Here is a 21,988-nt window from a genome sequence, read left to right as displayed (position 1 = left end):
GCTAGGAGAGTTGCCATGCACGAACAAGATTACGCGCTTAACCACGCGCAGGTCGAACAACGCGAAGTCAGCCAGGTGCTGCGCAACACGTATGGCCTGCTCGCCCTGACCCTGGCCTTCAGCGGCCTGGTCGCTTTCGTCTCGCAGCAGATGAACCTCCCCTACCCGCATTTCTTCGTGGTGCTGGCCGGGTTCTTCGGCCTGTTCTTCCTCACCATGAAGCTGCGCAACTCCGCCTGGGGCCTGCTCTCCACCTTCGCTCTGACCGGCTTCATGGGCTATACACTGGGCCCGATTCTCAACCTCTACTTGGGCATGGGTAACGGCGCCGAGGTGATTGGCTCGGCATTCGCCATGACCGCCTTGGTGTTCTTCGGTCTCTCAGCCTATGTGCTGACCACTCGCAAAGACATGAACTTCCTCTCCGGGTTTATTACCGTAGGCTGCCTCGTTCTGCTCGGTGCGATGATCGCAGGCTTCTTCTTCCAGATCAGCGGCCTGCAACTGGCCATCAGTGCCGGTTTCGTGCTGCTGTCCTCCGCAATGATTCTGTTCCAGACCAGCGCGATCATTCACGGCGGCGAACGCAACTACATCATGGCGACCATCAGCCTCTATGTATCGATCTACAACCTGTTCATCAGCCTGCTGCAGATCTTCGGCATCATGGGCAGCGACGACTGATACCCCGCAATGAAAAAGCCCGCTTCGGCGGGCTTTTTCATGCCTGCGGGAAACATCCGCGTCATTCTGGCTTTATCATTGCGCCAGGACTCTTCCACCAGGTTCACCATGAAGTTCGCCATCGCCCTGTTCGCTCCGGCCCATTCCCCTGCCTCACGCCGTGCTCTGCGCTTTGCTCAGGCCGTACTGGCCGGCCAGCATGAGATCGTGCGCCTGTTCTTCTATCAGGATGGCGTGCACAGCGCCTCGGCCAACACCGTGTTCGCTCAGGACGAGCCGGATATTCCCAGCGAATGGCGGGCCTTCGTCGAGCAGCACCAGCTGGATGCTGTTGTCTGCATCGCAGCCGCCCTGCGCCGCGGGGTATTGAATGAAGAAGAGGCGCAGCGCTACCAGAAGCCCGCGGCCAACCTGGGCGCACCCTGGGATCTATCCGGTCTCGGCCAGCTGCATGAAGCCAACCAGGTAGCGGATCGGCTGATCTGCTTCGGAGGCCAGTGATGAGCAAATCCCTGCTGATCATCACCCGCCAGGCACCGTGGGCCGGACCGTCCGCACGCGAAGCACTGGACATCGTACTGGCCGGCGGCGCCTTCGATCTGCCACTGGGCATGTTGTTTCTCGACGACGGCGTATTCCAGCTGCAACCCCAGCAACAGCCCGCCGCCTTGCAGCAGAAAGATCTGGGCGCCAACCTGCAGGCGCTGCCGCTGTTCGGAATCGAAGCGCTGTATGCCTCGCAGCGCAGCCTCGACGAGCGCGGCCTGCACGGCCAGTCGCTGGCCATGCCGGTGGAGTGCCTGGATGACGCCGCACTGACCCTGCTTATCGACCATTACGACCAGGTGATCACCCTCTGATGGCCACCCTGCACATGCTTTCCCACTCGCCCTTCAGCGACAGCCGCTTCGCCAGCTGCCTGCGCCTGCTCGGCCCGCAAGACGCCTTGCTGCTGACCGGCGATGCCGCCTACGCTCTGCAACCAGAGACCGTGCAACTACAGGCCCTGCAACTGATGCCCGCAGGAATCGAGCTGTACGTGCTCGAAGAAGACCTGCACGCGCGTAATCTCGCCGCGCCCAAGCGTGCTCAGGTGGTCGACTACCCGGCATTCGTCGAACTCTGCGCACGCTATGCCAAGGTCAACAGCTGGCTATGAAACTGATCGTCGACGAACGCAGCATCGAACTGGACAAGGACGGTTACCTGGTGGAGTTGACCGACTGGTCGCCCGCGACCGCCGAAGCCCTGGCCGCCGCCGAGCAGTTGCCGCTCAGCGCCGAGCACTGGGAGATCATCGAGCTGCTGCGAGCTTTCTACACCGAGTTCCAACTGTCGCCAGCCACGCGCCCACTGATCAAGTACGCAGCCCTGAAACTTGGCCCGGACAAGGGCAATAGCGCGCACCTCAACCGCCTGTTCAACGGCACCCCGGCGAAACTGGCGGCCAAGCTCGCCGGCCTGCCGAAACCGACCAATTGCCTCTGACGCAGCGCCGTAACGGCGTTGCGTCCCTTCAGGATCACTCCATGCACCTCGTAGCGCCACCGGAACACCCCTTCGCCCAGTTCGTGCGCATCCTTGGCAAAGGCAAGCGCGGAGCCCGTGGCATGAGCCGCGAGGAAGCGCGCGAGGCGATGGGCATGCTGCTCGACGACAAGGTCGAGGACACCCAGCTCGGCGCCTTCCTCATGCTGCTGCGACATAAAGAAGAAAGCGCAGAAGAGCTGGCCGGCTTCACCGAAGCCCTGCGCGCGCGCCTGCAGCCGCCGAAGATCGCGCTCGACCTGGACTGGCCCAGCTATGCCGGCAAGAAGCGCCACTTGCCCTGGTTTCTGCTGGCGGTGAAAGCCCTGGCCGCCAGCGGCGTGCGCATCCACATGCATGGCGGCGGCGCGCACACGGCTGGGCGCCTGTACACGGAGCAGCTACTCGGCCTGCTGGAAATTCCGCTCTGCGCTGACTGGCAGGCCGTCGCCGCAACACTCGATCAGCGCAAGCCGGCCTTCACCACCCTGGGCTCCTGGTCGCCGCAACTGCAACGGATGATCGATCTGCGCAACACCCTCGGCCTGCGCTCGCCGATCCATTCGCTGGCTCGCGTGCTCAACCCGCTCGGCGCGTCCTGCGTGCTGCAGAGCATATTCCACCCCGGTTACCAGGCCGTGCACCGCGAGGCCAGCCAGCTGCTCGGTGACACGGCCATCGTGATCAAGGGCGAAGGCGGCGAGATTGAGGCCAATCCGGATGCCAGCAGTCATCTCTACGGCACCGCCAATGGCGAGAACTGGGACGAGGAATGGCCGGCCCTGTCGGCGCAGCGCCACGTCAAACCGGAAACCCTCGATCCGGCGCACCTGCTTGCCGTCTGGCGTGGCGAAGTACAGGACGACTACGGCCTGCTGGCCATCCGCGCAACCACCGCCCTGGCCTTGCGCGCACTGGGTCGCAGCCGCGAGCAGGCCTTTGCCGAAGCCGAGACCATCTGGCAGAACCGACACTCATCGAATTGATCGATAATCAGTGTCGGTACTTTGCGCTTTTTTATCGAACGCATGCCAAGCAGACTGACTCCCATACCTTAAAGGCAGGAGTCGGATCATGGGTTTGCTTATCGATGGCCAATGGCAGGACAAGTGGTACCAGACGCAGAGCGGGCGCTTCCAGCGTGAGAACGCCCAGCGTCGCAACTGGATTACCGTCGACGGCGGCCCTGGCCCGAGTGGCGAGGGCGGTTTTCCCGCCGAAGCGGGCCGCTATCACCTCTACGTGTCGCTCGCCTGCCCTTGGGCGCATCGCACCCTGATCCTGCGCAAACTCAAGGGCCTGGAAAGCCTGATCGACGTGTCCGTAGTCAGCTGGCTGATGGCCGAAAACGGCTGGACCTTCGACCGCAGCCACGGCTCCTCGGGCGACCCGCTGGACGACCTGCAGTACCTGCATCAGCGCTATACCCGTGACGACGCCCAGTACACCGGGCGCGTAACCGTGCCGCTGCTGTGGGACAAGCACGGCCAGCGCATCGTCAACAACGAGTCGTCCGAGATCATCCGCATGTTCAACGGTGCCTTCGACGAGCTGACCGGCAACCGCATGGACTTCTACCCCGCCGCCTTGCGCAGCGAGATCGACGCGCTCAACGAACGCATCTACCCCCGAGTCAATAACGGTGTGTACCGCGCCGGCTTCGCCACCACCCAGGAAGCCTACGACGAGGCATTCGACGAGTTGTTCGCCGAGCTGGATCGCCTGGAACAGCTATTAAGCGAGCGTCGCTACCTTGTAGGTGAATACCTGACCGAAGCCGACATCCGCCTGTTCACCACACTGATTCGCTTCGATGCGGTCTACCACGGCCACTTCAAATGCAACCTGAAGCGCCTGGAGGACTACCCCAACCTGTCCAACTGGCTACGCGAGCTGTACCAGTGGCCCGGGATTGCCGAGACCGTGGACTTCACCCACATCAAGAGCCACTACTACGCAAGCCATAAGACCATCAACCCGACCGGGATCGTCCCGCGCGGCCCGCAGCAGGACTTCACCCGTCCGCATGACCGCCGGCGCCTGAGCGGCCGGGGCATCTTCGGTGCGTAAACGTCAGGCCTGCTGAGCCCCCTCAAACCAGGCGAGCTTCTCGCGCAACTGCACCACTTCGCCGACGATCACCAGGGTCGGCGCGTGCACCTCGTGCTCGGCGACCAGCTGGGGCAGATCGCCCAGGGTACCGGTGAACACACGCTGGCTCTGCGTGGTGCCCTGCTGCACCAACGCGGCCGGTGTAGCGGCGCTGCGGCCATGAGCGATCAGTTGTGTGCAGATCGCCGGCAAGCCGACCAGGCCCATGTAGAACACCAGGGTCTGCCCCGGCGCGCTCAGTTCCTGCCACGGCAGGTCGCTGCTGCCGTCCTTGAGGTGCCCGGTGACGAAGCGCACCGACTGCGCATAGTCACGGTGAGTCAGCGGAATACCGGCATACGCCGCGCAGCCCGAAGCCGCAGTAATCCCCGGCACCACCTGAAAGGGAATGCCGTGGGCTGCCAGCTCCTCGATTTCCTCGCCTCCACGGCCGAAGATGAACGGATCGCCGCCCTTGAGGCGCAGCACCCGCTTGCCCTCCTTCGCCAAGCTGACCAGACGCTCGTTGATCTGCTCCTGCGGCAGCGCATGGTCGGCGCGGCGCTTGCCAACGTAGATGCGCTCGGCATCACGGCGGCACAGCTCGATGATCGCCGGCGCCACCAGGCGGTCGTAGAGCACCACGTCGGCCTGCTGCATCAGGCGCAACGCGCGAAAAGTCAGCAGATCCGGGTCGCCAGGGCCGGCACCGACCAGATAGACCTCACCCAGCGCACGCGGCGCAGCCCCTGCCACCTTGGCCGCGAGCAGGCGCTCCCCCTCGCCCAGCTTGCCGGCGAACACGTTTTCGGCAATCGGCCCTTGAAACACGTCCTCCCAGAACACCCGACGCTGCTGCACATCGGGGAACAACGCCTTGACCTGGGCGCGAAACTTCTTCGCCAGGCCAGCCAGCTGACCATAAGAAGAGGGAATCCAGGTCTCGATCTTGGCGCGAATCAACCGCGCCAGTACCGGCGCATCACCGCCGCTGGTGACCGCGACGATCAACGGCGAGCGGTCGACGATGGCCGGGAAGATCACGCTGCATAGTGCCGGCGCATCGACCACGTTGACCGGGATACCACGGGCCTGGGCGTCGACCGACACCTGGGCATTGAGCGCCTCGTCGTCCGTGGCGGCAATGACCAGGGCCACGCCGTCCAGATCGTCGAGTCGATAGTCACGCAGCAGCAGCTCGCCACGCGCCGACTGCCGGGCCAGCTCGTTCAGCTCATCGCGCACCTGCGGTGCCACCACACGCAGCGCCGCGCCGGCATCGGCCAGCAGCCGCGCCTTGCGCAAGGCAACCTCGCCGCCGCCAATGACCAGCACCAAGCGATCCTGCAGCTTGTGGAACAGGGGAAGGAAATCCATGGCGCACGCTCTCGATCAGGAAAAACAAAACGGGGCAGCTCTGGCCACCCCGAATTTGACGGTAAAGCAGAACCTGTTCAGCGATTCATGAGCAGGTTCTTAGCCGATGACGTCGATACCGCCCATGTACGGCTTGAGCACGTCCGGCACACGGATGCTGCCGTCGGCCTGCTGGTAGTTCTCCAGCACCGCAACCAGGGTACGGCCCACCGCCAGGCCGGAGCCATTGAGAGTGTGCAGCAGCTCCGGTTTGCCGGTTTCCGGGTTACGGTAACGCGCCTGCATGCGCCGCGCCTGGAAGTCGCCGCAGTTGGAGCAGGAGGAAATCTCGCGGTACTTGTCCTGGCTCGGCACCCAGACTTCCAGGTCGTAGGTCTTGGTCGCACTGAAGCCCATGTCGCCGGTGCACAGCGCCAGTACGCGGTACGGCAGCTCGAGCAGTTGCAGAACCTTCTCGGCATGGCCGGTGAGCTCTTCCAGCGCCTGGTACGAGGTGCTCGGCTCGACGATATGCACCATCTCGACCTTGTCGAACTGATGCTGGCGGATCATCCCGCGGGTGTCGCGGCCCGAAGCACCCGCTTCACTGCGGAAGCACGGGGTGTGGGCGACGAACTTCAGCGGCAGCTGCTTGGCCTCGAGAATCTCGCCGGAAACGATGTTGGTCAGCGACACCTCGGCCGTGGGGATCAGATAGAAGTCGGCCTCGCCTTCACGGCTGATCTTGAACAGGTCTTCCTCGAACTTCGGCAGCTGGCCGGTGCCTTGCAGCGCTGGTGCCTGCACGAGGTATGGCGTGTAGGCCTCCTCGTAGCCGTGCTCGGCGGTGTGCAGGTTGATCATGAACTGCGCCAGGGCACGGTGCAGACGGGCAATCGGCCCGCGCAACAGGGCGAAACGTGCGCCAGAGAGCTTGGCGGCGGTCTCGAAATCCAGCCAGCCGTGCTGTTCACCCAGGCTAACGTGATCCTGGATGGCGAAATCGAATGCCTTCGGCGTACCCCAGCGGCGCACCTCGACGTTGCCCTCCTCGTCCTCGCCCACCGGCACTGACTCGTGCGGCAGGTTGGGGATGTTCAGCAGCAGGTTGTCCAGTTCGACCTGGATGGCATCCAGCTCGCGCTTGCCGTCTTCCAGATCGCTGCCCATGCGGTCGACTTCTGCCAGCAGCGGTGCGATGTCTTCGCCACGCTGCTTGGCCTGGCCGATGCTCTTGGAGCGCGAGTTGCGCTCGGCCTGCAGCTGCTCGGTGCGCGTCTGCACAGCCTTGCGCTGGGCCTCGAGCGCTTCGAAGCGCGCCACGTCGAGTTGAAAACCACGGGAAGCCAGGCGGTCCGCAATGTCCTGCAGTTGGGTACGAACCAGTTTGGAGTCGAGCATGAGAGGGTCTCTATCGAAAGCAATCAGATTTTGGTTAATGCCAGGCCGGCCCAGGTCGCGAGCAGGCCACCCAACACACTGAGCACCGCATAGCCAATGGCGATGGGGGCCTGGCCGCTTTCCAGCAGGCGCAAGGTGTCGAGCGAAAACGATGAAAACGTGGTCAGGCCACCGAGAAAACCGACGATCAGGCCAGCGCGTACTTCCAGAGGGATTTCCGGGCGCAGCAGGAAGGCCCCATACAGGTAGCCGATCAACAGGCAACCGACGATGTTGACGGCCAGGGTAGCGCCATAAAAATGTTGCGGGTAGTGGGCAGTGACCCAGTTACCGGCGGCGAAGCGCATCAGGGTACCGACAACGCCGCCGGCAGCTACGGCGAGAACGGCGCCGATCATGGTTTGCGCCTTCTGCGCGGGCTGGCGGCATCGAGCGCCACCAGGTGCGTGAGCTTGTCGCGGATCTTCAGCTCAAGGCCGCGCGGCACCGGCTGGTAGTAGCTGCGCGGCTCGAATTCGTCGGGAAAATAGTCCTCACCAGCGGCGTAGGCGTCCGGCTCGTCGTGGGCGTAGCGGTATTCGTCACCATAGCCCAGTTCCTTCATCAGCTTGGTTGGCGCGTTGCGCAGGTGCAGCGGCACCTCCAGCGAACCATGCTCGCTGACATCGCGCATCGCGGCCTTGTAACCCATGTACACGGCGTTGCTCTTTGGCGCGCAGGCCAGATAAACGATGGCCTGGGCCACTGCCAGCTCGCCTTCCGGGCTGCCGAGGCGCTCCTGCACGTCCCAGGCGTTCAGGCACAGGGTCAGCGCACGCGGGTCGGCGTTGCCGATGTCTTCGCTGGCCATGCGCACCACGCGTCGCGCCAGGTACAACGGGTCGCAACCGCCGTCGATCATCCGCGCGTACCAGTACAGCGCGCCGTCAGGGCTGGAGCCGCGCACCGATTTGTGCAGTGCGGAAATCTGGTCGTAGAACGCCTCGCCCCCCTTGTCGAAACGCCGACGGCTGTCGCCGAGCAGGTTCTGCAGCAGTTCCGGGGCGATGTCGCTGCCGTCCTCGGCGAGGTCGGCGGCATTCTCCAGCAGGTTGAGCAGGCGCCGGCCATCACCATCGGCGGCAGCCATGAGGATCTGGAAGCTTTCTTCCGGCAGGCCCAGGCGTTGCTTGCCCAGGCCTTTGTCCTCACTCAGCGCGCGCTGCACCAGCTTGCGCATGGCCGCCTCGTCCAGGCTTTTCAGCACATAGACGCGGGCCCGCGAGAGCAAGGCGTTGTTCAGCTCGAACGAGGGGTTCTCCGTGGTCGCGCCGATGAAGATCAGCGTGCCGTCTTCCACATAGGGCAGAAACGCATCCTGCTGCGACTTGTTGAAGCGGTGCACTTCGTCGACGAAGAGGATGGTGCGGCGGCCGTACTGCGCCGCCTGCTGCTTGGCCATGTCCACGGCCTGGCGGATTTCCTTGACCCCGGAAAGCACCGCGGAGATGGTCTCGAAATGCGCCTCGGAAACCTGCGCCAGCAGCTTGGCCAGCGTGGTCTTGCCGACACCGGGCGGCCCCCAGAAGATCATCGAGTGCAGCGCGCCCTGCTCCAGCGCATCGCGCAGCGGCTTGCCCTGGCCCAGCACGTGCTCCTGACCGACGTACTCATCCAGACTGGTGGCGCGGAGGCGCGCGGCCAGGGGCTGAGCGACGGGAGCAGCACGAAACAGATCCATAACAGGTCGAGCCGGCCTCTTATTCCTGGATGACGTCCGCGCCCTCAGGCACGTCGAAGGTGAACTGGGTCGAATCGACCTTTTCGTTCATCTTCACGCTGAGGAACAGGATGTTGGTGCGCTGGCCGATGCTGTCGATCAGTTGCATGTCGTTGATCACGCCACGCCGGAACGACAGGCGCAGGTTGTCGAACAGGGTGTCCTTGGCCTTAGGCTTGAGCATGAAGTCGACTACTTCGCCGGCCTCCTTGAAGGTGATCTCGAAATTCTCGCGGATCTTCGACACGTCACCGGACAGCAGCAGCGCCGGGGTGTGGGTCAGGCGCTGGTCGAGGGTCTGGATGGTCACCTGCATCAGGTCCGGGTCGTACAGCCAGACCTTCTTGCCGTTGGACACCAGCAGCTGCTCCTGCGGCGCATCGGTGTGCCAGCGGAACAGGCCCGGGCGCTGCAGCACCAGCTGGCCGGCGGTTTCCTGCAACTGGGTGCCGGTACCGTCCAGGGTCAGCTGGGAGAAGCGCGCGCTCATGGTCTGCGCCTGGTTGAGCAGCACGGTGAGGCGCTTCACGGCGGCCTCGTCGTCGGCATGGGCAGGAATGGCCAGACAGGCCATGGCGGCCAGCAACAGCATGCGGATCAGGCGCATGGAAATCCTCTTCGGGAAACGGACTACTTAATCTCGGACCGGACTCGGTGCGAGCACTTCACGCGAACCATTGGTATTCATCGACGTCACCACGCCGGCCATTTCCATGGCTTCGATCATGCGGGCGGCGCGGTTGTAACCGATCTTCAGCTTGCGTTGGACAGCAGAAATCGAGGCGCGGCGGCTTTCAGTGACAAATCGTACGGCTTCGTCGTACAGCGGGTCTTCCTCGCTGCCCTCGCCGCCTTCGCCACCACCGCCGCCGTCGAAGCCGCTACCAGCCTCTTCGACACCGGCGAGGATATCTTCGATGTAGTCCGGCGTGCCGCGCTGTTTCCAGGCTTCGACCACGCGGTGGACTTCCTCGTCGGAGACGAAGGCACCGTGCACGCGAATCGGCAGGCCGGTGCCCGGTGGCAGGTAGAGCATGTCGCCATGGCCGAGCAGCTGTTCGGCGCCGCCCTGGTCGAGAATGGTCCGCGAGTCGATCTTGCTCGACACCTGGAACGCCATGCGGGTTGGGATGTTGGCCTTGATCAGGCCGGTGATCACGTCCACCGACGGGCGCTGGGTCGCGAGGATCAGGTGGATACCGGCGGCACGCGCCTTCTGCGCGATGCGCGCGATCAGCTCTTCGACCTTCTTGCCGACGATCATCATCATGTCGGCGAATTCGTCGACCACCACCACGATGGTCGGCAGGGTCTTCAGCAGCGGGGCTTCGTCCTGCATGCTTTCGCGGCGGTACAGCGGGTCGCTCAGCGGCGTGCCGGCTTCCTCGGCGTCCTTCACCTTGCGGTTGAAACCGGCCAGGTTGCGTACGCCCATGGCGGCCATCAGCTTGTAGCGACGCTCCATCTCGGCGACCGACCAGCGCAGGGCGTTGGCCGCTTCCTTCATGTCGGTGACCACCGGGCAAAGCAGGTGCGGAATGCCTTCGTAGATCGACAGTTCGAGCATCTTCGGGTCGATCATGATCATCCGCGCCTCTTCCGGCGTGGACTTGAACAGGATCGACAGAATCATCGCGTTGACTCCCACCGACTTACCGGAACCGGTGGTACCAGCCACCAGCAGGTGCGGCATCTTCGCCAGGTCGGTGATCACCGGTTTGCCACCGATGTCATGGCCCAGGGCCAGCGTGACCGGCGACTTGGCGTCGTCATATTCCGGCGAGGACAGCACCTCGGAAAAACGCACGATCTGCCGATCTTCGTTGGGAATCTCGATACCCACGGTGGTCTTGCCCGGAATTACTTCCACTACGCGCACGCTGATGATCGCCATCGAGCGCGCCAGGTCCTTGGCCAGGCCGGAAATGCGACTGACCTTGACCCCGGCGGCGAGCTGGATTTCGAAACGGGTGATCACCGGGCCCGGGTGCACGGACTCGACCATCACCTCGACGCCGAACTCCTTGAGCTTGATTTCCAGTAGACGCGACATCGCTTCGAGCGACTCCGGCGAATACTGCTTCTGTTTCTTCTCGGCGGCATCGAGGATCGAAATCGGCGGCAAGGTACCGGCCACGGCACTGTCCTCGAACAGCTGCACCTGTTTTTCCTTGAGCACACGCTTGCTCGGCTCCGGCGCCTTGGGCGCGGGCGGCGGCGCGATGACCGGCGCGGTACGGCTCTCGCGCTCGCTCATGTGCTTGCTCAGTGCCTCCTCGCGGGCGATCAGGCGCTCCTTGACCTTGGCCTGCTCGCGGCGGTCATGCACCACCGGTGCGGCCACTTCGCTGACGCGGTCATCGACCTCGCGCAGCTTGGCCACCAGTTGCTTGCGCTCGACCCGCGCACTCCACCAGCGGTTGATCAGGCTGTTGATCAGCTCGAACAGGTCGAGGGTGATCTTGCCGGTCAGGTCCATCACCTTGAACCAGGACAGGTCGGCGAACACGGTGAGGCCGAAGAGGAACAGCGCGATGAACAACAGGGTGCTGCCCTGGATGTTCAGGGCATTGACCGACAGCACGCTGAGGCTTTCGCCCAGCGCCCCACCTGCCGAGGCCGGCAGGCCGGTACTGTCGACGAAATGGATATCGGCCAGGGCCGCGCCGGAGAGAATCAGGAAAATTAGACCAATCAACCGCCAGGAGAATAGCCAGCCGCTCCATTGCCACGGCTGGTGGCGATTGCGGAACACCTGCCAGGTCTTCACCGCCAGCAGCAGCGGAAACACGTAGGCGAAATAACCGAGGGCCATGAACAGGATGTCGGCGAACCAGGCGCCCGCGCGGCCGGCGGCGTTCTGCACCTGCTCGACGTTGCTGGTGTGGCTCCAGCCCGGATCATTCTGGTCGTAGGTCAGCAATGCCATCCACAGATACAGGCACAGGGCACCGAGTGCGATCAGCGCGCCTTCCTTGAGTCGGTAGTGCAGTTGCTGGCGCCAGAGCGGCGCCTGAGCGGTAGAGGTGGAATTCTTCAAAACGCTGCTATTCCTGCGCCCGAGGCGCGCCCAACGATCAGTTGAATACGGATGTGCGGGCCATTGTACGGATTTACAGGTCCGATGCCACGCCAGCCACAGCCGGGCGGCCCGTTTTGCCGCCCCCGCGCGCTTCGGTGTAGCATACCCGGCAACATCGTCTGTGCGGCTCAATTGGAGCACGCATTCTCTTATGTGACAAAGGCTTATGGGGTCTTTTTATGAGCGAAGTCAAGCATTCACGCCTGATCATTCTGGGCTCCGGCCCAGCCGGCTACACCGCTGCCGTCTATGCCGCGCGCGCCAACCTCAAGCCCCTGGTCATCACCGGCATTCAGCCTGGCGGTCAACTGACCACCACCACCGAAGTCGACAACTGGCCCGGTGATGTCGAAGGCCTGACAGGCCCCGCACTGATGGAACGCATGCAGAAGCACGCCGAGCGCTTCGACACCGAGATCGTCTACGACCATATCCACACCGCAGAGTTGCAGCAGAAGCCTTTCACCCTCAAAGGCGACAGCGGCACCTACACCTGTGACGCCCTGATCATCGCCACTGGCGCCAGCGCCCAGTACCTCGGCCTGCCCTCGGAAGAAGCGTTTGCCGGCAAGGGTGTTTCCGCCTGCGCCACCTGCGACGGCTTCTTCTACCGAAACCAGGTGGTGGCAGTGATCGGCGGCGGCAACACCGCCGTGGAAGAGGCCCTGTACCTCTCCAACATCGCCAAGGAAGTGCATCTGGTCCACCGCCGCGACAAGCTGCGCTCGGAGAAGATCCTGCAGGACAAGCTGTTCGACAAAGCCGCCAATGGCAACATGCGCGTGCACTGGAACCAGACTCTGGACGAAGTACTTGGCGATGCCACCGGCGTAACCGGGGTTCGCCTGAAAAGCGCCCTGGACGGCAGCACCCAGGAACTACCGCTGGCCGGCGTGTTCATCGCCATCGGCCACAAGCCCAATACCGATCTGTTCCAGGGCCAACTGGAAATGCGTGACGGCTACCTGATCATCCAGGGTGGTAACGAAGGCAATGCCACCGCCACCAGCATCGATGGCGTATTCGCTGCCGGTGATGTGGCCGATCATGTCTATCGCCAGGCCATCACCTCTGCCGGCGCCGGCTGCATGGCCGCCCTCGATGCCGAAAAATACCTCGACATCTGACGGCGCGGGCGGACGCTTAGCGCCCGCCCTGCCCTCCTCTCCATGCTGAATTGGCTGAAACGCGACGACCTGAGCTTCCCGGCGCTGGACAAGGCGCTGCGTGAACCCAATGGCCTGCTCGCGGCCGGTGGCGACCTCTCTGCGGAACGCCTGCTGGCTGCCTACCGTCACGGCTGCTTCCCCTGGTACCAGGATGGCCAGCCACTGCTCTGGTGGTCGCCCGATCCCCGCACCGTGCTCTTTCCCGAGGAGTTCCACCTGTCACGTAGCCTGGCCAAACTCATGCGCCAGCAGCGTTTCGCGGTGACCTTCGATCAGGATTTCGCCGGCGTCATCCAGGCCTGCGCGGGCCCGCGCGACTATGCCGACGGCACCTGGATCACCAGCGCCATGCGCGACGCCTACCTGGAGCTGCACGACCGGGGCATCGCCCACTCGGTGGAGGTGCGCCAGGGCAGCGAGCTGGTTGGCGGGCTGTACGGCCTGGCGATGGGGCAACTGTTCTTCGGTGAATCTATGTTCAGCCACGTGGACAACGCCTCGAAGGTCGGCTTCGCCACACTGGTCGGCGCACTGAAGGAATGGGGCTTCGTGCTGATCGACTGCCAGATGCCGACTCAGCACCTACACAGCTTCGGCGCCCGCGCGATTGCGCGCCGGGAGTTCGCCGAATACCTGCAGCGCCACCTCGATCAACCAAGCCATGCCGATTGGTGTCTACTCAACACGTGATGGCACGCTTCACCGCGCAACCGCCTCGGTGGTAGCACCGCAGACACTGGCATACACTTACCGAGTGTTTCCCGAGGGTTGAACATGGCCGAGCTGGCTCGCCTCAAGTTCTATGCCACCCAGCCACATCCGTGCAGCTATCTGCCCGAGGAACAAGCCACCACCCTGTTCCTCGATCCCAGCCAGCCGATGGATGTGCAGGTGTACGCCGAGCTGTCGGAGATGGGTTTCCGTCGCAGCGGCGATCACCTGTACCGCCCGCACTGCCAACGTTGCACCGCCTGCGTACCGGCACGCATCCCGGCCGATCAGTTCATTCCCAATCGTCAGCAGAAACGCATCCTCAAGCGCAACGCGGAAATCCAGGTCACCGGCGTACGTCCGGCGTTCAACGAGGAGTACTACGACCTCTACGTCCGCTACATCGAGCAGCGTCATGCCGATGGCGACATGTACCCACCGAGCCGCGACCAGTTCAGCACGTTCCTGGTCCGCGACCTGCCTTTCGCCCGCTTCTACGAGTTTCGCCTGCAGGGTCGCCTGCTCGCCGTCGCGGTGACGGACGTCCTGCCCAACGGTCTTTCCGCGGTTTACACCTTCTATGATCCAGCCGAAGAGCGCCGCAGCCTGGGCCGTCACGCCATCCTCTGGCAGATCGGTGAAGCCGCGCGACTGGGCCTCGAGGCGGTTTACCTCGGTTACTGGATCAAGAACTGCCGCAAGATGAACTACAAGACCCAGTACCGCCCCATCGAGCTGTTCGTCAACCAGCGCTGGGTCGTACTTTCCTGAAGCCCTTGGCGGGCGACTGATTTTTCGGGCACAATGCACGCCGCTTTTGCCCGGGGCCAGTTGCGCCGGGCATTCATTGGATACCGAGGGTTCTACTGCATGTCGAAAGAAGACAGCTTCGAAATGGAAGGTACTGTCGTCGACACCCTGCCCAACACCATGTTCCGTGTGGAGTTGGAAAACGGGCACGTCGTTACAGCGCATATCTCCGGAAAGATGCGCAAGAATTACATCCGAATCCTGACTGGCGACAAGGTCCGTGTCGAACTGACACCTTACGACCTGAGCAAAGGCCGCATCACCTACCGCGCCCGCTAAGCCCAGTCAAAACGAAAACGCCCGGCAATGCCGGGCGTTTTCGTTTATCTGCAGTTGGTGATCAGGCCGGCTCAGCCGTGGTTTCGAACTCGAAGTTCAGCTCATCGCCGGTCAGGTCGATGTGCACCACACCACCATGCTCGGCAAGCTCACCGAAGAGAATTTCTTCCGCGAGCGGACGCTTGATCTTGTCTTGAATCAGGCGCGCCATCGGTCTCGCCCCCATCGACACGTCATAGCCCTTCTCTGCCAGCCAGCCGCGTGCGGCGTCGCTGACTTCAAGCTGGACGCGCTTGTCCTCGAGCTGCGCCTGCAGCTCGGTGAGGAACTTGTCGACGATGCTCTTGATCACTTCGTGACTGAGGCGACCGAACTGGATAATGGTATCCAGGCGATTGCGGAACTCCGGTGTGAAGCTCTTGCGGATGACTTCCATCGCATCGGACGAGTGATCTTGATGGGTGAAACCGATCGACGCCCGCGCCGCGGTTTCCGCCCCGGCATTGGTGGTCATGATCAGGATCACGTTGCGGAAGTCGGCCTTGCGTCCGTTGTTGTCGGTCAGCGTACCGTGGTCCATCACCTGCAGTAGCAGGTTGAAGACCTCCGGATGCGCTTTTTCGATCTCGTCGAGCAACAGCACGCAGTGCGGCTGCTTGGTGATGGCCTCGGTCAACAGACCGCCCTGATCGAAACCGACATACCCTGGCGGCGCGCCAATCAGACGCGAAACGGTATGCCGCTCCATGTATTCCGACATATCGAAACGTACCAGCTCGATACCCATGGCCTTGGCCAGTTGGCGCGCCGCTTCGGTCTTGCCGACCCCCGTCGGGCCAGCAAAAAGGAACGACCCTACTGGCTTGTCCGGCGCCTTGAGGCCTGCACGCGACAACTTGATCGCCGTCGACAGCGAGTCGATTGCGGCATCTTGACCGAAGACGGTCAGTTTCAGATCGCGCTCGAGGTTACGCAGCAGCTCCTTGTCGGAGCTGGTGACGTGCTTCGGGGGAATCCGCGCGATCTTGGCCACGATGTCTTCGACCTGAGCCACTTCGATGCGCTTGGCGCGCTTCTCTTCCGGCTGCAGACGCTGGTAGGCACCCGCCTCGTCGATCACGTCGATGGCCTTGTCCGGCATGTGCCGATCATTGATGTAACGAGCTGCGAGCTCGGCAGCCGCGCGCAGTGCCTCGTCGCTGTACTCGATATGGTGATGCTGCTCGAAACGCGCCTTCAGGCCGCGCAGGATACCCACGGTATCCTCTACCGATGGCTCGCTGACATCGACTTTTTGGAAGCGACGCGCCAACGCCCGGTCCTTCTCGAAGATGCCGCGGAACTCCTGGAAGGTGGTGGAGCCGATGCAGCGAATCTCGCCGGACGACAGCAGCGGCTTGAGCAGGTTGGAAGCATCCATCACCCCGCCGGACGCCGCACCGGCACCGATAATGGTGTGGATCTCGTCAATGAACAGAATGGCATGTGGGCGCTTGCGCAGCTCGTTGAGCAACGCCTTGAAGCGCTTCTCGAAATCGCCCCGGTACTTGGTACCGGCGAGCAAAGCACCCAAGTCCAACGAATAGACCACGCTCTCGGACAGCAGATCAGGCACTTGGCCATCGACAATGCGTTTGGCCAGGCCTTCGGCGATTGCGGTTTTACCCACGCCCGCCTCACCAACCAGCAGTGGGTTGTTCTTGCGCCGCCGGGCGAGAATCTGCGCCACGCGCTCGACCTCGCTTTCACGCCCGACCAGCGGATCGATACGGCCCTGGCGGGACAGTTCGTTCAGATTGCTCGCGTAGGCATCCAGCGGATTGCCCGACGCCGAGGACTCGCCGCCCTCTTCATCCTGCATATCCTGCTCGCCATCGGAATGGTCCGCGTGCCCAGGCACTTTGGAAATCCCGTGAGCGATGTAATTGACCACGTCGATACGCGCGACATTCTGCTGCTTGAGCAGGAACACCGCCTGACTCTCCTGCTCGCTGAAAATCGCGACCAGTACGTTGGCACCGGTGACCTCGCGCTTGCCGGAGCTTTGCACATGGAACACCGCGCGCTGCAGCACGCGCTGGAAACCCAGGGTTGGCTGGGTTTCACGTTCTTCATCGTGTTGCGGGATCAGGGGGGTGGTGGAATCGATGAACTCCTGCAGGTCATGCCGGAGTTTGTCCAGGTTGGCGCCACAGGCGCGTAGGACAGTTGCAGCGGCCTCGTTGTCCAGTAGCGCGAGCAGCAGGTGCTCGACCGTCATGAACTCGTGGCGCTTAGCGCGCGCCTCCTTGAAGGCAAGATTCAGGGTGACTTCCAGCTCTCGGTTCAACATAGCTTCACCTCTTACCCAAGCGGCCGGTATTAACCGTCCTTCTCTATCTCACAGAGTAGCGGATGCTGGCTTTCCCGGGCGTATTGGTTGACCTGCGTAGCCTTGGTCTCTGCGATATCGCGGGTATACACGCCGCACACTGCTCGCCCCTCTGTATGGACGGTCAGCATGATCTTGGTAGCCAGCTCACGATTGTGGTTGAAGAACACTTCAAGTACTTCGACCACAAAATCCATTGGTGTGTAGTCGTCGTTGAACAGCAGCACCTTGTACATCGGTGGTGCCTGCAGCAACGGCTTGGACTCTTGAACGGCCAGACCCGATCCATCGTCTTCGTGCTCGGCCGGACGGTCCTGATTGAATGTTAGACGAATCTGACTGCTTGCATGCATGCGAAATTCAATGCTTCGAGGGTGGGCGAATTCGGATCTAGACAGGTTTATGACCGGCTTCTCAGCCAGCCGCCGTATGACCTTGACTATGGGCAAAACGGTGTTACAAACAGTGAATACCCTACTTGGGGTATCGGGGTTTCGCACCTTCGCCCAACCCGGCTGAATGCGGTGCGAAACTGAAGTGGATGATACTCCAGAGATGGAGTCCTTTGCAGAGGGATATCAGCATGCTCAGTGGTAAGGTCAAGTGGTTCAACAACGCCAAGGGCTACGGCTTCATCGTCGCAGATGGCCGAGATGAGGACCTGTTCGCCCACTATTCGGCCATCCAGATGGACGGCTACAAGACATTGAAGGCCGGCCAGCCAGTCAGCTTCGATATTCTGCAAGGCCCCAAAGGCCTGCACGCAGTGAATATCAGCGCGGCCCTGGCAACCAGTGAGGCGGCGACACCCGCAAGCACGCCGCAGAGCGCGCCTGTAGAAGCCTGAGTATTCCTCGGCAATAAAAAAGGCCGGTCATGTGACCGGCCTTTTTTTGTTTACACCTTTCGCCTTACATGTGGGCGATCAGGGCATCACCGAACTGCGAGCAGGACAGCAGCTTGGCGCCTTCCATCAGACGCTCGAAGTCGTAAGTCACGGTCTTCGCAGCGATGGCACCGTTGGTGCCCTTGATGATCAGGTCGGCCGCTTCGGTCCAGCCCATGTGGCGCAGCATCATCTCGGCGGAGAGGATGACCGAACCTGGGTTGACCTTGTCCTGGCCAGCGTACTTCGGCGCAGTGCCGTGAGTCGCTTCGAACATGGCGATGTTATCGGACAGGTTGGCACCCGGAGCGATACCGATACCACCCACTTCGGCCGCCAGGGCGTCGGAGAGGTAGTCACCGTTCAGGTTCAGGGTGGCAATCACGTCGTACTCGGCCGGACGCAGGAGAATCTGCTGCAGCATGGCGTCGGCGATAGCGTCCTTGACGACGATGTTCTTGCCGGTGTTCGGGTTCATGAACTGCATCCAAGGACCGCCGTCGAGCAGCTCGGCGCCGAACTCGTCACGGGCAACTTCGTAGCCCCAGTCTTTGAAGGCACCTTCGGTGAACTTCATGATGTTGCCTTTGTGCACGATGGTCAGCGATTCACGGTCGTTGTCGACAGTGTATTGCAGAGCCTTGCGCACCAGACGCTTGGTGCCTTCTTTGGAAACCGGCTTGACGCCGATACCGCAGTCCTGGTCAAAACGGATCTTGGTAACACCCATTTCTTCTTTCAGGAACTTGATGACCTTGGTCGCTTCTGGCGAACCGGCCTTCCACTCGATACCGGCATAGATGTCTTCCGAGTTCTCGCGGAAGATGGTCATGTCGACGTCACCCGGGCGCTTGACCGGGCTAGGCACGCCTTCGAACCAGCGTACTGGACGCAGGCAGACGTACAGGTCCAGCTCCTGGCGCAGGGCAACGTTCAGCGAACGGATGCCGCCACCGACCGGAGTGGTCAGAGGGCCTTTGATGGAGACGACGTAGTCGCGCACCGCTTCGAGGGTTTCTTTCGGCAGCCAGGTGTCCTGGTCGTAAACCTGAGTGGCTTTCTCGCCGGCGTAAACTTCCATCCAGGAGATCTTGCGGTCGCCGCCGTAGGCTTTCTGGACAGCAGCATCAACGACTTTGATCATGACCGGGCTGATGTCGACACCAATGCCATCACCCTCGATGAACGGGATGATCGGATTGTTCGGTACGTTCAGGGACATGTCGGCGTTGACAGTGATTTTGTCACCGTTCGCAGGCACCTGGATTTTTTGGTATCCCATGCTGGACTCCGTTGTTTTCGTGGTCTGACATTGCGTCACGCGGATGGCGCGACGAATGGAACTGGGTCGCGGAAAGGCGCTGCATTCTTGTAGTTTTTCTACAGAAAGTCACGCCCTTTCGACATTTTCTTGCCGCAATGCGGCCGCTGAAACTGCATCAATGCTGCCCTGCAGCCATTCCTGTAGTCAAACTACATATTCACTACATATTCGCCAGCTCAGGACGACTTTTATCCTAGCAGCTCAATCCCGAAATGCGCTTTTTGGCGGCCGACGGCATCTGTCGATACCATGCACCCACCATGCAAAGGAGGCTCGCAATGCGCTTCACCCCCCACGTTACCGTTGCCACAGTCATCGAAGACCAGGGCCGCTTTCTCCTTGTCGAGGAGCTTGCCGACGGCAAGGCCGTATTTAACCAGCCTGCTGGCCATCTGGAAGCCGACGAAAGTCTCATCGACGCCGCGTTGCGCGAAACCCGCGAGGAAACCGGCTGGGCAGTCGAGCTAACCGGCGTCACCGGCATCTACCTGTATACCGCGCCAAGCAATGGCATCACCTACCAGCGCGTGTGCTTCGCCGCCAAGGCCCTGCATGCGATACCCGACAGCCCGCTGGACGAAGGCATCATCGGCCCGCGCTGGCTGACCCGCGCCGAGCTCGCCGCGCAACCTGAGCGCTGGCGCAGCGAACTGGTGATGCGCTGCATCGACGACTACCTGGCGGGCGAATGCTTTCCCCTGAGCCTGATCCGCGACCCGGCCTGATTCCCCCTTGCCCGGCCGCGCCTGATAGAATCGCGCCTTTTCCGACGTTGCCCTGTCAGATTCCTATGTCCGCATCCGCTCTCGAACCCTCCCAAACACGCGTCATCGTCGGCATGTCCGGCGGTGTCGACTCGTCCGTTTCCGCCGTCCTGCTGATGGAGCAGGGTTATCAGGTGGAAGGCCTGTTCATGAAGAACTGGGAAGAGGATGACGGTACCGAGTACTGCACCGCCATGGATGACCTGGCCGACGCCCAGGCCGTGTGCGATCGCATCGGCATAAAGCTGCACACTGCCAATTTCGCGGCCGAATACTGGGACAACGTCTTCGAGCACTTCCTCGCCGAATACAAGGCCGGGCGCACGCCCAACCCGGACATCCTGTGCAACCGCGAGATCAAGTTCAAAGCCTTCCTCGACTACGCCCTGAGCCTGGGCGCCGACCTCATCGCCACCGGCCATTACACGCGTCGCCGCGATATCGACGGCACCAGCGAGCTGCTCAAGGGCCTGGACCCGAACAAGGACCAGAGCTACTTCCTGCATGCGGTAGGCGGCGAGCAGATCGGCAAGACCCTGTTCCCGGTTGGCGAACTAGAGAAACCGCAAGTTCGCGCCATCGCCGAGAAGCATGGCCTGGCGACTGCGAAAAAAAAGGATTCGACCGGCATCTGCTTCATCGGCGAACGACGTTTCAGCGACTTCCTCAAGCAGTACCTGCCAGCCCAGCCGGGTGACATCGAAACCACCGAAGGCGATGTCATCGGCCGCCACCACGGCCTGATGTACCACACCATCGGCCAGCGCCAGGGGCTGGGTATCGGTGGCCTCAAGGACGCCGGCGAAGAGCCCTGGTACGTGCTGGCGAAAGACCTGAATCGCAATGTGCTGGTGGTCGGCCAGGGCAACGAGCATCCCTGGCTGTTCTCCCGCGCCCTGCTCGCCTCGGACATCTACTGGGTCAACCCGATTGACCTGAGCAGCCCGCGCGCACTCACCGCCAAGGTCCGCTATCGCCAGAGCGACCAGGCCTGCACCCTGGAAAAGACTGCCGATGGCTACCGCGCCGTGTTCGACGAACCACAGCGTGCGGTCACGCCCGGCCAGTCGGTGGTGTTCTATGACGGGGAAATCTGCCTGGGCGGCGGTGTGATCGAGCGCGCCGAACCCTGGTTTGCTGGAGCAGGACTGGTATGACGCCGACGCAGGAACAGCTGGTCGCACTCGCTGCGGTTTTCCAGGCCACCACACTGGTCGACAAGATCGCCCGCACCGGCCAGTCCAGCGAGGCCGACATGAGCTGCCTGCTCGGCAGCCTGCTGGTGCGCGACCCGAAGAGCACGCTGGATGTCTACGGCGGCGACGACCTCAACCTGCGCGAAGGCTACAAGGCCCTCGCCAGCGCCCTGGAGCGCAACCCGGCGAGCCTGCAGCGCGAACCGCTGCGCTACGCCCTGGCGTTGCTCGGCCTGGAGCGGCAACTGGACAAGCGCGGCGACCTGCTGCAGCTCATGGGCTCGCGCCTGGACCAGGTCCAGCAACAGGTCGAGCACTTCGGCCTGACCCACGAAAACGTCGCAGCCTCCTGCGGCGCCCTGTACCAGGACACCATCAGCACCTTCCGCCAGCGCATTCAGGTGCAGGGCGATATGCGCTTCCTGCAGCAGGCCAGCAACGCCGCGAAGATCCGCGCCCTGCTGCTCACCGGCATCCGCTCGGCGCGCCTGTGGCGGCAACTGGGCGGGCATCGCTGGCAACTGGTATTCAGCCGCGGCAAGCTGCTGAAGGAACTCTATCCCTTGCTGCGCAGCTGA

The 21,988-nt window shown here is 62.5% G+C and carries 24 protein-coding genes; 15 read left to right on the top strand and 9 right to left on the bottom strand.

The features are described from left to right. Positions 1-15 precede the first annotated feature (15 nt). The 7 genes from IB229_RS12845 (at position 16) to IB229_RS12815 (ending at position 4,281) form a co-directional block, all read left to right on the top strand. Positions 16-684 (top strand): Bax inhibitor-1/YccA family protein, encoded by a 669-nt coding sequence (locus IB229_RS12845; RefSeq protein WP_192329521.1) that lies wholly within the window; start codon positions 16-18, stop codon positions 682-684. Between the two features lie 108 nt (positions 685-792). Then, positions 793-1,185 (top strand): sulfurtransferase complex subunit TusD, encoded by a 393-nt coding sequence (tusD, locus tag IB229_RS12840; RefSeq protein WP_192329519.1) that lies wholly within the window; start codon positions 793-795, stop codon positions 1,183-1,185. Next, on the top strand, positions 1,185-1,544 hold the full coding sequence (gene tusC, locus IB229_RS12835; protein ID WP_192329517.1) for a sulfurtransferase complex subunit TusC: 360 nt from the start codon (positions 1,185-1,187) through the stop codon (positions 1,542-1,544). Before tusD ends, tusC begins: the two co-directional genes overlap by 1 nt. After that, positions 1,544-1,843: a sulfurtransferase complex subunit TusB gene (gene tusB / locus IB229_RS12830; protein ID WP_192329515.1), complete on the top strand. Its 300-nt coding sequence runs from the start codon at positions 1,544-1,546 to the stop codon at positions 1,841-1,843. The genes tusC and tusB overlap by 1 nt, the downstream gene beginning before the upstream one ends. Continuing rightward, entirely contained in the window at positions 1,840-2,172 is a 333-nt protein-coding gene (locus IB229_RS12825; RefSeq protein WP_192329513.1) for a TusE/DsrC/DsvC family sulfur relay protein, read from the top strand. The genes tusB and IB229_RS12825 overlap by 4 nt, the downstream gene beginning before the upstream one ends. A 41-nt stretch (positions 2,173-2,213) precedes the next feature. Further along, the gene (locus IB229_RS12820) at positions 2,214-3,197 is read left to right on the top strand and encodes a glycosyl transferase family protein (RefSeq protein WP_192329510.1); all 984 of its coding nucleotides are present in this window, start codon (positions 2,214-2,216) and stop codon (positions 3,195-3,197) included. A gap of 88 nt (positions 3,198-3,285) precedes the next feature. Continuing rightward, positions 3,286-4,281 carry a glutathione S-transferase family protein gene (locus IB229_RS12815; RefSeq protein WP_192329508.1) on the top strand — a complete coding sequence of 332 codons (996 nt, stop codon included), beginning with the start codon at positions 3,286-3,288 and terminating at the stop codon, positions 4,279-4,281. A gap of 3 nt (positions 4,282-4,284) precedes the next feature. Here IB229_RS12815 and cysG read toward each other — a convergent pair whose 3' ends face one another. From cysG to ftsK, 6 genes are all read right to left on the bottom strand, one after another. Next, entirely contained in the window at positions 4,285-5,679 is a 1,395-nt protein-coding gene (cysG, locus tag IB229_RS12810; protein ID WP_192329506.1) for a siroheme synthase CysG, read from the bottom strand. A 99-nt stretch (positions 5,680-5,778) separates the two neighbouring features. Further along, positions 5,779-7,059, bottom strand: a complete 1,281-nt coding sequence (gene serS, locus IB229_RS12805; RefSeq protein WP_192329505.1) for a serine--tRNA ligase — start codon at positions 7,057-7,059, stop codon at positions 5,779-5,781. 23 nt (positions 7,060-7,082) lie between these two features. After that, the gene (crcB, locus tag IB229_RS12800; RefSeq protein ID WP_192329503.1) at positions 7,083-7,457 is read right to left on the bottom strand and encodes a fluoride efflux transporter CrcB; all 375 of its coding nucleotides are present in this window, start codon (positions 7,455-7,457) and stop codon (positions 7,083-7,085) included. Next, positions 7,454-8,779, bottom strand: coding sequence for a replication-associated recombination protein A (locus IB229_RS12795; protein ID WP_192329501.1), 1,326 nt, complete (start codon positions 8,777-8,779; stop codon positions 7,454-7,456). The genes crcB and IB229_RS12795 overlap by 4 nt, the downstream gene beginning before the upstream one ends. A gap of 19 nt (positions 8,780-8,798) precedes the next feature. Beyond that, positions 8,799-9,425 (bottom strand): outer membrane lipoprotein chaperone LolA, encoded by a 627-nt coding sequence (lolA, locus tag IB229_RS12790; RefSeq protein ID WP_192329499.1) that lies wholly within the window; start codon positions 9,423-9,425, stop codon positions 8,799-8,801. 27 nt (positions 9,426-9,452) lie between these two features. Next, a complete protein-coding gene (gene ftsK, locus IB229_RS12785; RefSeq protein ID WP_192329497.1) occupies positions 9,453-11,858 on the bottom strand; it encodes a DNA translocase FtsK in 2,406 nt (801 codons plus the stop codon). A gap of 221 nt (positions 11,859-12,079) precedes the next feature. On the opposite strand from ftsK, the gene trxB reads away from it, so the two are divergent. The 4 genes from trxB (at position 12,080) to infA (ending at position 14,869) form a co-directional block, all read left to right on the top strand. Then, the gene (trxB, locus tag IB229_RS12780; protein ID WP_192329488.1) at positions 12,080-13,027 is read left to right on the top strand and encodes a thioredoxin-disulfide reductase; all 948 of its coding nucleotides are present in this window, start codon (positions 12,080-12,082) and stop codon (positions 13,025-13,027) included. Between the two features lie 42 nt (positions 13,028-13,069). Beyond that, positions 13,070-13,759 carry a leucyl/phenylalanyl-tRNA--protein transferase gene (aat, locus tag IB229_RS12775; protein WP_192329486.1) on the top strand — a complete coding sequence of 230 codons (690 nt, stop codon included), beginning with the start codon at positions 13,070-13,072 and terminating at the stop codon, positions 13,757-13,759. An 84-nt stretch (positions 13,760-13,843) separates the two neighbouring features. Beyond that, positions 13,844-14,551 carry an arginyltransferase gene (locus IB229_RS12770; RefSeq protein ID WP_192329485.1) on the top strand — a complete coding sequence of 236 codons (708 nt, stop codon included), beginning with the start codon at positions 13,844-13,846 and terminating at the stop codon, positions 14,549-14,551. Positions 14,552-14,650: 99 nt separating this feature from the next. Further along, complete coding sequence (gene infA, locus IB229_RS12765; RefSeq protein WP_002553999.1) at positions 14,651-14,869, top strand: translation initiation factor IF-1; 219 nt, start codon at positions 14,651-14,653, stop codon at positions 14,867-14,869. 61 nt (positions 14,870-14,930) lie between these two features. On the opposite strand, the gene clpA is transcribed toward infA, so the two are convergent. Both clpA and clpS read right to left on the bottom strand, forming a co-directional pair. Beyond that, a complete protein-coding gene (clpA, locus tag IB229_RS12760) occupies positions 14,931-17,201 on the bottom strand; it encodes an ATP-dependent Clp protease ATP-binding subunit ClpA (RefSeq protein WP_192329483.1) in 2,271 nt (756 codons plus the stop codon). 29 nt (positions 17,202-17,230) lie between these two features. Beyond that, the gene (gene clpS, locus IB229_RS12755; protein WP_192329481.1) at positions 17,231-17,593 is read right to left on the bottom strand and encodes an ATP-dependent Clp protease adapter ClpS; all 363 of its coding nucleotides are present in this window, start codon (positions 17,591-17,593) and stop codon (positions 17,231-17,233) included. Between the two features lie 230 nt (positions 17,594-17,823). On the opposite strand from clpS, the gene cspD reads away from it, so the two are divergent. Then, entirely contained in the window at positions 17,824-18,087 is a 264-nt protein-coding gene (cspD, locus tag IB229_RS12750) for a cold shock domain-containing protein CspD (RefSeq protein WP_192329479.1), read from the top strand. Between the two features lie 64 nt (positions 18,088-18,151). Here cspD and icd read toward each other — a convergent pair whose 3' ends face one another. Next, positions 18,152-19,408 (bottom strand): NADP-dependent isocitrate dehydrogenase, encoded by a 1,257-nt coding sequence (gene icd / locus IB229_RS12745; protein ID WP_192329477.1) that lies wholly within the window; start codon positions 19,406-19,408, stop codon positions 18,152-18,154. Positions 19,409-19,728: 320 nt separating this feature from the next. Between icd and IB229_RS12740 the strand changes: the two genes are divergently transcribed. The 3 genes from IB229_RS12740 (at position 19,729) to hflD (ending at position 21,988) form a co-directional block, all read left to right on the top strand. Next, positions 19,729-20,175 (top strand): NUDIX hydrolase, encoded by a 447-nt coding sequence (locus IB229_RS12740; RefSeq protein WP_192329475.1) that lies wholly within the window; start codon positions 19,729-19,731, stop codon positions 20,173-20,175. Positions 20,176-20,240: 65 nt separating this feature from the next. After that, positions 20,241-21,371: a tRNA 2-thiouridine(34) synthase MnmA gene (gene mnmA / locus IB229_RS12735; RefSeq protein ID WP_192329473.1), complete on the top strand. Its 1,131-nt coding sequence runs from the start codon at positions 20,241-20,243 to the stop codon at positions 21,369-21,371. Further along, positions 21,368-21,988, top strand: a complete 621-nt coding sequence (hflD, locus tag IB229_RS12730) for a high frequency lysogenization protein HflD (protein WP_192329471.1) — start codon at positions 21,368-21,370, stop codon at positions 21,986-21,988. The genes mnmA and hflD overlap by 4 nt, the downstream gene beginning before the upstream one ends.

The sequence above is a fragment of the Pseudomonas sp. PDM14 genome (assembly GCF_014851905.1).
GTDB lineage: Bacteria > Pseudomonadota > Gammaproteobacteria > Pseudomonadales > Pseudomonadaceae > Aquipseudomonas.
Note: the sequence above shows the minus strand (reverse complement) of the source record. Positions and strands in the feature narration are given on the sequence as shown.

Excerpts from the sequence above, each read along its gene's own strand:
- cysG (WP_192329506.1), bottom strand. The coding sequence starts at position 5,679 with ATGGATTTCCTTCCCCTGTTCCACAAGCTGCAGGATCGCTTGGTGCTG.
- tusC (WP_192329517.1), top strand. The coding sequence starts at position 1,185 with ATGAGCAAATCCCTGCTGATCATCACCCGCCAGGCACCGTGGGCCGGA.
- trxB (WP_192329488.1), top strand. The coding sequence starts at position 12,080 with ATGAGCGAAGTCAAGCATTCACGCCTGATCATTCTGGGCTCCGGCCCA.
- hflD (WP_192329471.1), top strand. The coding sequence starts at position 21,368 with ATGACGCCGACGCAGGAACAGCTGGTCGCACTCGCTGCGGTTTTCCAG.
- cspD (WP_192329479.1), top strand. The coding sequence starts at position 17,824 with ATGCTCAGTGGTAAGGTCAAGTGGTTCAACAACGCCAAGGGCTACGGC.
- IB229_RS12845 (WP_192329521.1), top strand. The coding sequence starts at position 16 with ATGCACGAACAAGATTACGCGCTTAACCACGCGCAGGTCGAACAACGC.
- IB229_RS12820 (WP_192329510.1), top strand. The coding sequence starts at position 2,214 with ATGCACCTCGTAGCGCCACCGGAACACCCCTTCGCCCAGTTCGTGCGC.
- IB229_RS12740 (WP_192329475.1), top strand. The coding sequence starts at position 19,729 with ATGCGCTTCACCCCCCACGTTACCGTTGCCACAGTCATCGAAGACCAG.
- IB229_RS12795 (WP_192329501.1), bottom strand. The coding sequence starts at position 8,779 with ATGGATCTGTTTCGTGCTGCTCCCGTCGCTCAGCCCCTGGCCGCGCGC.
- tusD (WP_192329519.1), top strand. The coding sequence starts at position 793 with ATGAAGTTCGCCATCGCCCTGTTCGCTCCGGCCCATTCCCCTGCCTCA.
- IB229_RS12825 (WP_192329513.1), top strand. The coding sequence starts at position 1,840 with ATGAAACTGATCGTCGACGAACGCAGCATCGAACTGGACAAGGACGGT.
- clpA (WP_192329483.1), bottom strand. The coding sequence starts at position 17,201 with ATGTTGAACCGAGAGCTGGAAGTCACCCTGAATCTTGCCTTCAAGGAG.
- IB229_RS12815 (WP_192329508.1), top strand. The coding sequence starts at position 3,286 with ATGGGTTTGCTTATCGATGGCCAATGGCAGGACAAGTGGTACCAGACG.
- lolA (WP_192329499.1), bottom strand. The coding sequence starts at position 9,425 with ATGCGCCTGATCCGCATGCTGTTGCTGGCCGCCATGGCCTGTCTGGCC.
- serS (WP_192329505.1), bottom strand. The coding sequence starts at position 7,059 with ATGCTCGACTCCAAACTGGTTCGTACCCAACTGCAGGACATTGCGGAC.
- crcB (WP_192329503.1), bottom strand. The coding sequence starts at position 7,457 with ATGATCGGCGCCGTTCTCGCCGTAGCTGCCGGCGGCGTTGTCGGTACC.
- infA (WP_002553999.1), top strand. The coding sequence starts at position 14,651 with ATGTCGAAAGAAGACAGCTTCGAAATGGAAGGTACTGTCGTCGACACC.
- aat (WP_192329486.1), top strand. The coding sequence starts at position 13,070 with ATGCTGAATTGGCTGAAACGCGACGACCTGAGCTTCCCGGCGCTGGAC.
- icd (WP_192329477.1), bottom strand. The coding sequence starts at position 19,408 with ATGGGATACCAAAAAATCCAGGTGCCTGCGAACGGTGACAAAATCACT.
- IB229_RS12770 (WP_192329485.1), top strand. The coding sequence starts at position 13,844 with ATGGCCGAGCTGGCTCGCCTCAAGTTCTATGCCACCCAGCCACATCCG.
- mnmA (WP_192329473.1), top strand. The coding sequence starts at position 20,241 with ATGTCCGCATCCGCTCTCGAACCCTCCCAAACACGCGTCATCGTCGGC.
- clpS (WP_192329481.1), bottom strand. The coding sequence starts at position 17,593 with ATGCATGCAAGCAGTCAGATTCGTCTAACATTCAATCAGGACCGTCCG.
- tusB (WP_192329515.1), top strand. The coding sequence starts at position 1,544 with ATGGCCACCCTGCACATGCTTTCCCACTCGCCCTTCAGCGACAGCCGC.